Source organism: Shewanella sp. Isolate13 (genome assembly GCF_022398325.1).
Taxonomy (GTDB): Bacteria; Pseudomonadota; Gammaproteobacteria; order Enterobacterales; family Shewanellaceae; genus Shewanella.
Genome location: NZ_JAKEVD010000014.1, coordinates 97,481 through 110,232, shown reverse-complemented (window position 1 = coordinate 110,232; position 12,752 = coordinate 97,481). Strand labels below are relative to the sequence as shown.

The 12,752-nt window shown below is 47.7% G+C and carries 9 protein-coding genes; 4 read left to right on the top strand and 5 right to left on the bottom strand.

Annotated features, from left to right (window positions below):
- Nucleotides 1-136 precede the first annotated feature (136 nt).
- The 3 genes from L1D44_RS11235 to L1D44_RS11225 all read left to right on the top strand — a co-directional run bounded on the left by L1D44_RS11235 (nucleotide 137) and on the right by L1D44_RS11225 (nucleotide 5,181).
- Nucleotides 137-832, top strand: a complete 696-nt coding sequence (locus tag L1D44_RS11235; protein ID WP_239890663.1) for a 4Fe-4S dicluster domain-containing protein — start codon at nucleotides 137-139, stop codon at nucleotides 830-832.
- 9 nt (nucleotides 833-841) lie between these two features.
- Nucleotides 842-3,877, top strand: coding sequence for a molybdopterin-dependent oxidoreductase (locus tag L1D44_RS11230; RefSeq protein WP_239890661.1), 3,036 nt, complete (start codon nucleotides 842-844; stop codon nucleotides 3,875-3,877).
- A 719-nt stretch (nucleotides 3,878-4,596) separates the two neighbouring features.
- Nucleotides 4,597-5,181 (top strand): hypothetical protein, encoded by a 585-nt coding sequence (locus L1D44_RS11225; protein ID WP_220768246.1) that lies wholly within the window; start codon nucleotides 4,597-4,599, stop codon nucleotides 5,179-5,181.
- 166 nt (nucleotides 5,182-5,347) lie between these two features.
- Here L1D44_RS11225 and L1D44_RS11220 read toward each other — a convergent pair whose 3' ends face one another.
- From L1D44_RS11220 to L1D44_RS11205, 4 genes are all read right to left on the bottom strand, one after another.
- The gene (locus L1D44_RS11220) at nucleotides 5,348-5,914 is read right to left on the bottom strand and encodes a lipid-binding SYLF domain-containing protein (protein WP_239890659.1); all 567 of its coding nucleotides are present in this window, start codon (nucleotides 5,912-5,914) and stop codon (nucleotides 5,348-5,350) included.
- A 157-nt stretch (nucleotides 5,915-6,071) separates the two neighbouring features.
- Nucleotides 6,072-8,132: a S9 family peptidase gene (locus tag L1D44_RS11215; RefSeq protein ID WP_239890657.1), complete on the bottom strand. Its 2,061-nt coding sequence runs from the start codon at nucleotides 8,130-8,132 to the stop codon at nucleotides 6,072-6,074.
- Nucleotides 8,133-8,287: 155 nt separating this feature from the next.
- On the bottom strand, nucleotides 8,288-9,832 hold the full coding sequence (locus L1D44_RS11210; RefSeq protein ID WP_239890655.1) for an MFS transporter: 1,545 nt from the start codon (nucleotides 9,830-9,832) through the stop codon (nucleotides 8,288-8,290).
- A 56-nt stretch (nucleotides 9,833-9,888) separates the two neighbouring features.
- Nucleotides 9,889-10,920 (bottom strand): HlyD family secretion protein, encoded by a 1,032-nt coding sequence (locus L1D44_RS11205; protein ID WP_239890653.1) that lies wholly within the window; start codon nucleotides 10,918-10,920, stop codon nucleotides 9,889-9,891.
- 204 nt (nucleotides 10,921-11,124) lie between these two features.
- On the opposite strand from L1D44_RS11205, the gene L1D44_RS11200 reads away from it, so the two are divergent.
- Nucleotides 11,125-11,718: a TetR/AcrR family transcriptional regulator gene (locus L1D44_RS11200; protein WP_239890651.1), complete on the top strand. Its 594-nt coding sequence runs from the start codon at nucleotides 11,125-11,127 to the stop codon at nucleotides 11,716-11,718.
- Between the two features lie 46 nt (nucleotides 11,719-11,764).
- Here the strand turns inward: L1D44_RS11200 and L1D44_RS11195 are convergent, their stop codons facing one another.
- On the bottom strand, nucleotides 11,765-12,667 hold the full coding sequence (locus tag L1D44_RS11195) for a hypothetical protein (protein ID WP_239890649.1): 903 nt from the start codon (nucleotides 12,665-12,667) through the stop codon (nucleotides 11,765-11,767).
- Nucleotides 12,668-12,752 lie beyond the last annotated feature (85 nt).

Genomic DNA, 12,752 nt, shown 5'->3' with positions numbered 1-12,752 from the left:
ATTGTGATCTTTCGTTGATATTCGTTTTTTAAATTACGCCTTTGTTTATAACTTTATATTTTTGAGTGTATTTTAAATATAAGGTTTTTGTACGTGATGCCAGTAATATTTGCTGTATTCATAATAAGGAATAATTATGTTGGATAGACGATCCATTTTAAAAATGGCTGCTGGTGGTGCAATGTTAACATTGATCCCCAGTGCTCAACTTCAAGCTAAAACTCCAGGTAAACGGTTGGCGATGGTGTTTGATGTTCGCCGTTGCACAGGCTGTCTATCTTGTACCGTTTCCTGTGCGATGGAAAACCAAACTGATGCGGGGCGTTGTCGTACCCGAGTCAATCAGGCTGCGATTGAAACCGAAACGGGCTTAGCCACATTGGCAGTACCAAACCAGTGTAACCAGTGTGATAACCCTGCTTGTGTGTATGTTTGTCCCGTTGAGGCGACCTATAAGCGTAAGGAAGATGGCATTGTGGTGATTAATCATGATGAGTGTATTCATTGTCAGCTTTGTGTCGATGCCTGTCCTTACGGAGCCAGACGTAAAGATGAAACCCTTAATTCACCACCAGAGAAATGTAACTTCTGTATTCACCGCGTATCAGCAGGCTTATTGCCCGCTTGTGTTGAGACTTGCATTGGTGAAGCCCGCAACTTTGGTGATCTTAATGATCCTGCTAGCAAGGTTTCTCAATTGGTACGCGACAATAAGGTGTACGCCATGTTGGCCGACGCTGGCACTAAGCCAAATATCTTCTATATCGGCTTACCGGAACAGCCGAAAGATAAACAGATCTTGTCACTTAATTTCCTCGAATGGCAACGCTAGGAGCTAATAATGGATAGACGTAAATTTTTAACCCAAGCGGGCGTTGTCTCAGTTGCGGCTGCCACAGTGGGCTGTGGTGAAAAAACGCAGCCAATACACCCTGCACGCAGCCAAGATGTAAGCTGCTTTGGCCACCCGATCCCAGCGGAATGCCAGCAAGATGCTAATGGTGATTGGCAGCTAACACCGGGTGTGCGCACCGCTTATTCACGCTGTTTTAGTTGCTACAACATCTGTGGCTTGCGAGTAAGGGTGGATGAGAAGAATGACAAAGTATTAAAAGTGGGCGGCAATCCATATTGTGAAAATAACTCTGGTTCACCACTGCCAATCGACACCTGTGTGAAGCAGAGTTATATCGCATTAGCGGGTGAGAACGGCCTTAAAAATCGTGCAACGACTTGCGCCAAAGGTGCCAGTTGCGCCGATTCAGTCGATGATGAGCGCCGAGTCACTCAGGTACTTAAACGTGACGGCAAGCGTGGCGAAGGCCGCTGGGTAACGATTAGTTATGAACAGGCACTGCAAGAGATTTTACAAGGCGGTGATCTGTTTGGTGAAGGCCATGTTGAAGGGCTGCGTAGTCTGCGCCAGCTCGATAAGCTAGTTAAGCCTGGCTTTCCTGAATTTGGTAGCGCCGCTAACCACCTGTTTGCAACCTATTGCGCCGAAGATACCCTGCGCGGCAGTTTCTATGCGCGCTTTATGCAGCAATCATGGGGGACAAGCAACTTAGGTACTAAGCATGCCTATTGCGGTGCGGCGCAGGCGACAGGCTATAGCTTAGGCATGGCAGCAGGCTTTGAAGAGTGGCTCAACGATGTTGACTGGGAAAATGTCGAATATGGCCTATTTATGGGAACGAGCCCGGGTTCTTCAGGTGTCAGCCTTAACCGTGTTGGCCGTGGATTGGCCGATAGTCGGGTTGATAGAGAGTTTAAATATGTATGTGTCGATCCGTTACTTCGCACGACAGTGGCTGCCGATACCAATGCGACTTGGTTAGCGGTAAAACCTGGGCAAGATGCGGCATTCGCCTTTGGGGTTATCCGCACCATGCTGGAGGAGGGCTGGTTTAACAAGGTTCATCTTGAAGGCGCGAGTGAGAAAGCGGCCAAAGCTGCGGGCGAGCTTAATTATACCAATGCTGGCCACTTGGTGGTTGTCGATCCTAAACACCCTGATTACCGCCGTTTCGCTAAGGCGAAAGACTTTGGCTTAGGTGGTGATGAAGCCATTATTGTTAAAGCTGGAAGTGATACCTTGGTGGCGGCAGAGTCTGGCGACAAGGCTGAGTTATTTATCAGTAAGACCATAAAAGATAAGTCGGGTCGTAGGGTGAAGTTAGCGTCGTCGCTTTATCTATTACGAGAAGAAGCGCAGCGCACCAGCATGCAAGAGTACGCGGCTAAGTCGGGGATTAGTGTTGATGCGATGCGTCAAGTGGCTAAAGATTTAGGTCAATATGGTCGTAAAGCCTGTGTGGCAGGCAATGGTGGTACTAACTCATCGGATGGTTTTGTGATGGGCTGGATCTGGGCAACCCTGAATACCTTGGTGGGCAGTCACGATGCTAAAGGTGGCGCTATTTACGGTAATGGCCCAATTGGCGGCATGGAAGGCCGTTACGATCTGGCGAATATCGATAATGGTGTCAGCCTAGATGGTGTGGTGAATGCCTGCCGAGATGGCGCCTATGAGTCATCAACGGAATATAAGCAGAAGGTCGCTAAAGGCGAAAACCCCTACCCGGCGAGTACACCTTGGCATGAGGTGTTACCGGCAATGAATGCGGCAGAGCAATGGACGAGTCACGCTAATAACGATCCCTACCAAGCTAAGGTGCTGTTCAATTGGCGCAATAACTTCCTTTACAGCGCTGCATCGATTAGCCAAGAGGTGGTTGCTAGTATTGCCGATCCTAAGCGTTTGCCTTTGATTATCGGTATCGATTGTCATATGAATGAGACAAACCGCTACGCCGACTATTTCATTCCTGATCGCTCAATGCTTGAAGAGTATGCTGCCGATCGTATGTGGGGCTCACATATGCTAGGGGTGGTGGCTGCTGCCCCACTTGTTACTCCAAGAACCGTGAAGAATGCCGCGGGTCAGCATGTTTGTATGGAGCAGTTACTCGTTGATATTGCGCTGGATATGCAGCTCCCTGGATTTGGTAAGGGCGCGATTGCCCATGCTGATGGTAGCAAAGCGGATCTGCTTTGCTTCGAAGATTGGCACGCAAAATACCTAGCAAACGTGGCATCTCAGTGTGAAAACCTGCCGATAGTGACAGCAGAAGACAGACAGTGGGCTGGATTGGATTATGCCATGAAGCCGCTTACGCCAAGATTGACTGCGACGGAAGCTCGCGAGGTTGAAGCACTATTATCCCGTGGTGGCTACTATGTTGCCGATGAGCGTTATGAAGGAGACTTTGTTAAAGGCGCAGCGCCTAAGTGTCTGCAGCTATATCATGAGGCGGTAGCGCAGTTGCGTCATGCGTATTCAGGTGAACACTATCCGGGAAACATTACCTATCACGAACATAGATTCTGGAATGGCGATAGTTGGGAGAGTCATTGGCCTGCGTCCGAGTACCCATTGCTATTTTCTAGCTATAAGGCAACGGTGCGCTCAAATTATGCGGTGGCCTATAAACGTATTGCTGAGATCAGTCCAACTAACTTTGTTTACATGCATGAAGATACAGCCAAACAGCAGGGGTTAACAGATGGTGATAGGGTCAAACTCATCACAGCGAATGGAAAACCCGCTACTGGTCTATTGCAAACAGACTTTGGTGTTGCACCGGGCGCAGTATGTGTATCCCACGGATTTGGTCACTCACAAGGCTTTGGCGGTGACGACAGGATCATCAATGGCGAGAAGTTAGCGGCTCTCAAAGAGCGAGCGGGGGGAGTGGCGATCAATCAAATGATCCCTTCAGATCCTACCCGTAAGCAAACTGCGAGCATGTTAAACGATTACTGGACGGGGGCAAATTGTCGTCACGGGATCCCAATTCGTGTAGAAAAAGCGTAAGCAAACCGCGAGTATGCTGAATGATGACTGGCTATTGGCAGAGAAACGCTAACTGCCGTCACGGGATCCCTATCCGCGTGAAAAAAGAGTAAGCAAACCGCGAGTATGCTGAATGATGACTGGCTATTGGCAGAGAAACGCTAACTGCCGTCATGGGATCCCTATCCGCGTGGAGAAAGCGTAAGCAAACCGCGAATATGCTGAATGATGACTGGCTATTGGCAGAGAAACGCTAACTGCCGTCACGGGATCCCTATCCGCGTGGAGAAAGCGTAAGCAAACCGTGAGTATGCTGAATGATGACTGGCTATTAGCAGAGAAACGCTAACTGCCGTTATAGGATCCCTATCCGTGTAGAGAGGCGTAATCCGTATTTACAATGCCTCCTTTTATAGAGACGCGCTATGAAGGAGGCGAAGATATATCCAAAACTTACAGCAGCCACATTGAGAGGCGATAGTGGGGCTGTTGAGGTATTACCGTTAGGTGTCTCTGGCAAGCTCAGTAGATTTTTCTGTGTTTGTCAGCGCTGGCGGTAGCTCCTGTGTGGCGTTTGCAGGATCATCGCCTTGATCACACTCAATTCGTATCATCCTGCAATCTTTCCCCTCGGCATTGTTTTCGCTGAGGGGACTTTTCTACTCGGTTAAATCTCAAATCACTTCAGCTAAAATTTATCTGTTTATGGTAGGGTAAATTCCCCATCATTGGAGATAATAATGAAAACAATAAAATACTCACAAATCGCACTGTTAGCAGTGACAAGCTTTGCACTACCGGCTATGGCTGTCACCTCTGAGCAGAGTGCATTTTTTGATAATCTAGCAGCCCATTGTGGTAAGGCATTTGAAGGTACAGTGACTGCAGGTAATAGTGCCGATTCAGCCTTTAGCGGTAAGAAGCTCGTCATGCATGTACGTGAATGTAGTGATACCGAGCTGAAAGTTCCCTTTCATGTGGGGGATGACCACTCCCGCACTTGGGTGATCACTAAGACCCCTTATGGTTTGCACCTTGCTCACGATCATCGTCATAAAGACGGTAGTGAAGATAAGGTGACCATGTACGGCGGCATGACTGCGGATATGGGCAGCGCGACTGAGCAATCCTTCCCAGTGGATGCTTACTCGATTAATAATTTTAGAGAAAATGGCTTAGATGTGTCGGTGACGAATGTGTGGCATATGTATGTTAAACCACAGGAGTTTACCTATCGCTTAACCCGAGAAAACCGCGATTTTAGAGTGGATTTCGATCTGACTAAGCCTGTCGATTTGCCACCTGTACCTTGGGGTCATAAATAGCGGGCTCAGCTTTGATGTGTCTAGGTTCTAGTTTTTAATTGCTAGAACCTAGAACCTAGAACCTAGAACCTAGAACCTAGAACCTAGAACCTAGAACCTCTAATACTCAAGCCTAGAACCTATAGCCTAGAACCTCTAATACCCAAGCCTAGAACCTTCTTGTTCCTTACTTCTCTTCAAAAGTAAACGATTGCCCTGCAAGTGCCGCTTCAAACATCAAGCCGCCCTTGGCTACGGTAAATACCGCCATACCATTGATATAAGCTGCTTTAGCTGCGCCTTTACCCGCACCTGCAGAGTTCCCCGTTGTACCAGCTTGGGCATTAGCGCCAATATTGATGGCGACTGCGGAGGCTTGAGCGCCGAACTCGAAGCTGCCACTGGTAAAGTCTCTGTATGCAGCCTCATCTTTGAAGAAGATTATCTCGCTATAGGCTTGGCCACCGAGCTGAAACCCAAAGGAGACCTGGGTTAAGCTGGTGTCACCAGTATAGTTACCACCACGATAGACTCGCCCCTTACCGTAGGCTGCACCTATACCGATACCACCTTTACCCACGGTTGGGAAAAGCGCATAGCCGTATGCGTTATTGAAGAATTTTTGCGTTTCGCTCGCTTGCTGGAAAGTGCTCTTGGCCTGAGCGTAACCGTCCTCGGCTAACGCTTGTGGTGCAAACATCATGCTGGTGAGTATGCAGAAAGTGGCACTGATTCGTTTGATAAAACCTGTCATTCGATTCTTCCCCTGTAAAAAACTAGCTAAACCTTAGCATACCCTTACTGAACAGAAAGTGAATGCCAGAATTGTAACCGGGGTTATCTATGTAAAAGGTAAAATAAAAGCGCCGATAGGCGCTTTTATAGGTTTGCTGCGACTCTAAACAGATGGCTTATTTAACTTCTTGGCCTAATACATAGTGATTGAACCATTTCTGATCCCACTCCATCTTAGCTTTACGATGTTGGTATTTGCTCAGACCGTGGCCTTCACCAGGATAGACCACCAACTCCACAGGAACATTGAGGTAGTGGTGCAGCGCACGATATAAACCCTGAGCATGACCAAGTGGTACACGTTGGTCGCCTTCACCGATATGGATCAAGGTCGGGGTCTTGATCTTATCTGCATAAGTCAGCGAAGAACCGTGGTTATAGGCTTCAGGCTTTTCCCAAGGCAGGCCTTCCATAAAGTTAACCACATGGCCTGGGGTATCTTCGAGGATCCACTGCAGGCGTTGATCGAACACGCCTGCGCCAGAGCTTGCTGCTTTGAAACGATTATTGGTGCTAATGAGCGCATTGGTCAGGTAGCCACCATTACTCCAACCCATAACAGCCATCTTGTCGCCATCGATGATGCCGTCCGCTATCAGCTGATCGACACCGGCCATGATATCTTTGACTTCGATATCATGCTCTCGGCCAACCAAGTCAGTTAAGAACTTATCGCCATAGCCTGTAGAGCCGCGATAGTTAGGCGAGAGCAGCGCCCAACCGTTGGCGGTAAAGGTTGAGCGGCCGTATGATCTGTGTTGCAGCGCGTAAGGCGTTGCTGCAGTCGGGCCGCCATGAATTTGCACGATTAAGGGGAGTGGCCCGTCTTCCTTTTTATAGCCCGCCGGTAGATCCAGTATGCCCTCGACCACTGAGCCATCTGGTGCTGTCCACTTGACGATGGAGACTTGTGGTAACTTCCAGCTATCGACTTGTGGGTTGATATTGGTTAGTCGCTTAGCCTTGGCAAGGCTACTGTTGGCATCGGCGGTAAACATATCGGAGAAGTGATCTAAACCGTTGTGGCTAAAAGCAACGGACTGGCCGTTCTGGCTAAAGCTATAGCTGCCGATAACCATGTCGCCTGGGATCACGATGCGGGTATCACCCTGCTCACCACCATCGATCTCAGTACAGAAGAGTTTGACGCGGCCATGATCGGCGCCGCGATAACAGATCTCATCACTGTTTGGCCGCCAAGTCAGATCGCTTGATGTGAGGGTGACATCGCCGGGACGAGTCACCTCTAATGAAGGCTTATCTGAGGCATTTACATCGGCGATAAACAGCTGGCCAGGATGGCCGTCATAGTCGATTCTAAAGGCTAACTCAGTGTTATTTTCTTGCCACGCCAGTCCGAGCAGCCAGCCATAAGGCGAGGGAGCATGATCACGCCACTGGGTATCCGCGAGTACACTATTTTGTTGGGTTTTGGTATCGAAGACCTCAACGTCTGACCAACCTTCTAAGAATACCAGCTCATTGTCTGTTGTGGTGATGCGGGCGATCTTGCTGCCATCTTGGCTGACTTTAAACTCCCAAACCACTTTGTCATCATCGAGGAGTAGCTTTTGCTTAAAATGTTCGAGATCGAGTTGATATAGCGGATTGGTTTTTTGCTCTCCATGACCATATTTAGGCGCGCTGTGGCTGGCTCGCATCGATGCCCATTGATCTTCATCGGTTGTGGTTTTGGTGGCTAAAAAGTACAGGCTCTTACCATCGTGGCTAAGCTCAAATCCTGCCACGCCTTCGGCTTCCTTGGTCATTGGCTGGCTATCGCCGTTATTAACCGATAGGCGAAAGACCTGAGTCTTGCCGTTGAAAGGGGCTTTTGCCCCTTCCTGTTTGACTTTACCAAGGTAATAGACGTACTCACCATCGGGGCTCCACTGTGGGCTAGACTCACTCTCGTTGGTGAAGGTCATGCGTTTTGACTGCTGAGATTTTATTTCGATTAGCCACAGGTCACGCTGGCTCTTATCCAGCTCCTTATCCCAGCGAGATTCAAGCCAGACAGCGTGTTTGCCATTAGGGCTGAGTGTTACCGCGCCCATGTTACCGATATCGAAGAAGTCATCTATGGTGATGTCGTGAGTTCTATCTGCAGCCATGGCGGAGAAGCTGCTGCCGAACAGCGCGGCAGCAAGTAAAGATAGCTTGTGTGCTTGTTTCATGTATTAATCCCTAACCTTCAATAAGTTATTTATTGTTATTGTTTGATGTTTTCTTGAAATAAGGGCTAATACACTAGCGCAACTTTTATGCAGTTGGCTATGAAAAATATTCAATCAATTATGTTTGTTTGCGGTCAGTCAAAAGCAGACATTTATTAGTTTTGGGCTGGATCTTCAGCTGACTTTGCAGCTAGCTTTTTTCCTATAATCAGCACAGGAGCAAGCACAAACAGCGAGAGGATAAACCATTGGAAATTATTGCCCCCAGCAACGGCTGCCGTTTGTAGTTGTAGTTGGCTTGAAAGTAAACTCGCCACTCGCTCGGGTGTGGCCTGTAACATGCCTTGGTTTAGCACTTGTGTCATGGCGGTTTGGTAATGGATAAAGCTGCTGCTCATTTGATTGAAGTTCTCACCTAATATACTCATTGTGCTACTGGACTCAACGCTCATCATTCGCGAAAATAGTGCCATGCCCATTAGGCCTCCTAAGGTTCTAAACAGGTAGAAGTAACTTACACCTTGAGGAATATGTTCTTTTTTAAAGCTAGATAAAATCGAGATAGATACAGTGACATTCAGCAGGCCAACGCCTAGTCCGCGCAGGATTATCGCTGGCAACATATCGCTTGCACCACTGCTTACGCTGCTGGTTGATAGTGAAACGCTCGATAGTAAGATCATCAGCACACCAATGGGGACCACGGCATCGGGCTTGAGCCTTGGGTGATTACAGATCCAAATACTGATCAATAAGCCAACGAACATGCTGGCAAACGCGGGTAGCTGTAACCAAGCTTGCTCGCTATGGCTGTAATGCAACACGCTGCCAAGATAGACGCTGATGAGCATAGAAGTGCCAAGTACGGCAAAGCCTGCAAGGGCCGCATTATACATCGAAACCTTATTTTTTAAGGGGCTAAGTACATCGCTACGAATATATTCACCCTTGCCCAGTTGCTTGGCAGTAACAGATACGCATAACAGCATTAATGCTGCAGCGGCCAGAGTAAACTGGGTAAAACCTGAATTATCAAACCAGTTATAGTATTGGCCGCGCATTAAAACTAGGGTGATGCCAGTAATGGCTGCGCTCATGATTATCGCTTGCAATAGATTAAATCTTAGCTGCTGTCTAGTGTCGGTATAGTCGAGAGGGCGTAACCATAACCAAGCTAAAATGAGCAGGTACAGGCTCGCTTGCGCCGCGAAGATAAGCTGCCACAAGCCATTTTCGGCCAGCTCGGCAATAAGCCAAGGATAGACCCCCATAGGTAACAGGGTGGTCATCAGCATCATGGCGCCTTCAGCAATGGTGATATCTTTTAGCGACAGGTTGCGTAGTACCAGAACCTGTACCGCTACTAACATACTGCTTGCTGCAATACCTGTAACCGCCCAAGCCACAAAATGCCCAGCGACACTAGCGCTAAAGCCCAGCAATAAGCTTGCGATAAAGCCAAGTCCTGCACCTAAGGTGAGAAGTGATTTGGCGCCAATGCGGTAACTTAACCATGAGGCCAAAGGAAGGGTCAGTAATTGCGCCAATATATAGGCAATATTGAGCCAAGAGGCGTCATCGGCGGACAAGCTTAGTCCGCCAGCAATTTCGCTAGCGGCAGCATTGTAGATAGCCGAGGTGATGCCAAACGGGATCATGGCTAGTGTGACGAGAAGGATGAGCTCTAGGCGGTGGTTCATAACATCTGCTCTGGGTAAATGAATGGTTTAATGCAGGCACTAATGGTGAGTGACTATTAACTTTTTATGCTATCGGTGTTGACGCTAACTTCTGCAGACAAGCCCGGAACCACTCGACCTTTTAGTGCTTGTGGGATAGTTAATTTGATCTTTACTGGTACCCGTTGCACCACCTTAACGAAGTTACCGGTAGCATTGTCTGGCGGCAGTAGGCTGAACTGTGCACCTGTTGATGGTGAGGTGCTACTTACAGTACCTTTAAGTGGTGAGTCTGGGAACATATCCAGCACGACGTCAACGGCTTGCCCTGGCTGAATGTTTGTTAGCTGGGTTTCTTTAAAGTTGGCTTCTATCCATAACTCATCGGTTGGCACTATGGCCAATACGCCAGAGCCAGCGTTGACGAACTTACCAAGTTGTAGCGCACGGTTGCCAACACGACCAGAGATTGGGGCTAAGATCTGGGTGTCTTGTAGCGCGAGCTCGGCTAACGATAAGCTGGCTTGTGCTTGCTGTTGTTGGGCAAGTATTTGGGTGCGTTCACTCTCTAGGTTAATAAGCTGTTGCTTGGCTGCCGATAGCTTAAACTTAGCCGCTTCAAGGTTGGCACTGGCAATACGGGTTTTGTTTGCTTGCGCATCATGCTGGGTTTTGCTGACCGCATCGGTTTTGACTAATTTGGCATATCGAACGAGTTCCTTCTGCTCGAAGTCATGAGTCGCCTTGGCGACCTCTAAATGGGCTGCTGTTTCATCAATATTGACGTGTTGCAAAGCGGTGCGACTTTTATTGCTATCGAGTGAGGCTGTGGTCATGGCTAATGTGGCTTTAGCCTGATCTCGGCGGGCGGTATAGTCTCGAGGATCGATGACAGCTAGCAGCTCTCCCGCTTCAACCATCTGGTTATCGGTAACGAAGATCTTAGTGATGCGACCCGATGCTTCGGCGCTGATCTGGGTGATCTCGCCATGAACATAGGCATTATTGGTTTTTTCGGTATCACCATTACTGATAAAAGTATTAGCTGTCATGCCAACAGTGGCAATCAATGCAAGGGTGATAATGGCGGCTTTGATTTTGGAGTTCATGATATCTTTACAACTTATCGTACTGTACTGGACGGTACGATAAGTTATTTGCTATAACTAGATCAAGTTAAATTTTAATCAAGGCTAGAAAAAGATCCTTTGGGATCGCAAATAAGCGCTAAGGATGATGATTGCTTCCTTGGCTTAAATTGCATGAATAATACAGACCTGTTCTAATTAGGCCCATACAGGAGAGGTACTTGAATGCGTCCATCTACGCTAAAGAAACAACAAAAAATTATCGATGTCGCGACTCAGCTTTTTTTTGAGCAGGGTTATGCCGAAACCAGTTTAGATCAAATCATCGAGGTGTGCGGCGGCTCGAAACAGACCCTTTATAGTTATTTTGGCTGTAAGCGTGGGATTTTGATCCAAGTAGTGACTCGCTGTACCGAACAGGTGGGGAGTGTCTTTCAGTTTTATGCCGAAGCGGATTTGACCGAGCAACTTAATCAGTTTGGTTACGAGTACTTAAAAGCTTTATGTTCTAAGCAAATTATCGACATTTATCGGATTATTGTGACTGAGTCTCGTCGGGACAAAGAGCTGGTGGACTTTTTCTTATCGCGTGGTCCCCATCGTTTTTATCAACTCTTGAGTGATTACCTACAAGTTCAGGCCACTCAGGGAAAGTTGAATATTGAAAACCCCGCTCAAGCAAGCAGCCAATTGATAGGCCTCTTACGTGGTGATTATTATCAAGATGTGGTCTTAGGGTTGGGGGTACCCTCTGAAGAAGAGATTAAGCAGTATTCGTCGCAAGCGATCAAAATCTTTTTACAGGGCTGTAAGGCATAAGCTATGTGGCTTTATTGCGCCGTACCATTAGTAAGGATTGCGGCGTTTACTCTTTCTGGCTATTTTCTCGTTCATCTTCTTTCATCAACTGCTGCAGGTAGGCGAGTTCTTCAGAGCTCAATAACTGCTGACTGGCTTGCATCGGCTTTCTTTGTGGTAATTGCTGGGCGAGTTTTCCGCGCAGAAAGGCGGCTCGGGTGATCTGTTTGAGTCCGTAGATAGCGAGTAGATAAACGGTTAGTAGCAAGGTCAGTTTAGTGGCCGCCTGATTGATAATTATGGCCTGATCACCCAAGTAAAAGGGCAGAATGATGAGCACAGCCCTGATAAGCCAATTGCTCATTAGGGCTAGCGTTAACACCAGTAGCCAGCGGAATTTGATGTCTTTAAGACTGTCTTGGTGCAGTCGTGATGTTCTGCTGGGGTAGCGGCTAAGCATCTTGATGATGTAGTAAAAATAGATCCCTGTTTGGATAAAGAGCAGGGCTGGTAACAGCATGGCTAACAAGCTGAGATTAGTGATCCCTGCGGCTTGTGGCCAACCGATATCAGGCCAATGGTTGGCGAATAGTACTCGGTACCCTGTGGTTAGAATCACAAGAATTGCTATGGTAAGTGCTGGATAAAAGTGACGTGAAAAGCCGATTGGCCGTTCGCTCTCATGCAAGCTGCGATCGCAATAAAGATAGAGCAGCGGCATTACCAGGAAGTAGACTGGGATGATTAATATAAATAGCAGGTATATGGGGGCGGGTGCATTGTCACTGGTCAGTAGACCGGTAAAAAAATACAGCGCCATAAGGCTGAAGATGTCTCCAAGAAGCTTATTAGTGCCATTTTTTTCATGGTAGATATAACGGATATACAAGCCTAGGCCTAGACAGTGAATACCGCCAAGCAATGAGAACCACCAATAGCCTTGAGAGAAAAACTCACTAAATTCATTCATGCCAAACTCATTTCAACCTAATGTTGCTTTGGATGCAAGTGTTGAATTTTTGAACATGCCAACTAATCGTCATACCTTCTGACAC

Coding starts and splice junctions, on each gene's coding strand:
- L1D44_RS11220 (WP_239890659.1), bottom strand. CDS start 5,914: ATGACAGGTTTTATCAAACGAATCAGTGCCACTTTCTGCATACTCACC.
- L1D44_RS11225 (WP_220768246.1), top strand. CDS start 4,597: ATGAAAACAATAAAATACTCACAAATCGCACTGTTAGCAGTGACAAGC.
- L1D44_RS11195 (WP_239890649.1), bottom strand. CDS start 12,667: ATGAATGAATTTAGTGAGTTTTTCTCTCAAGGCTATTGGTGGTTCTCA.
- L1D44_RS11200 (WP_239890651.1), top strand. CDS start 11,125: ATGCGTCCATCTACGCTAAAGAAACAACAAAAAATTATCGATGTCGCG.
- L1D44_RS11230 (WP_239890661.1), top strand. CDS start 842: ATGGATAGACGTAAATTTTTAACCCAAGCGGGCGTTGTCTCAGTTGCG.
- L1D44_RS11235 (WP_239890663.1), top strand. CDS start 137: ATGTTGGATAGACGATCCATTTTAAAAATGGCTGCTGGTGGTGCAATG.
- L1D44_RS11210 (WP_239890655.1), bottom strand. CDS start 9,832: ATGAACCACCGCCTAGAGCTCATCCTTCTCGTCACACTAGCCATGATC.
- L1D44_RS11215 (WP_239890657.1), bottom strand. CDS start 8,132: ATGAAACAAGCACACAAGCTATCTTTACTTGCTGCCGCGCTGTTCGGC.
- L1D44_RS11205 (WP_239890653.1), bottom strand. CDS start 10,920: ATGAACTCCAAAATCAAAGCCGCCATTATCACCCTTGCATTGATTGCC.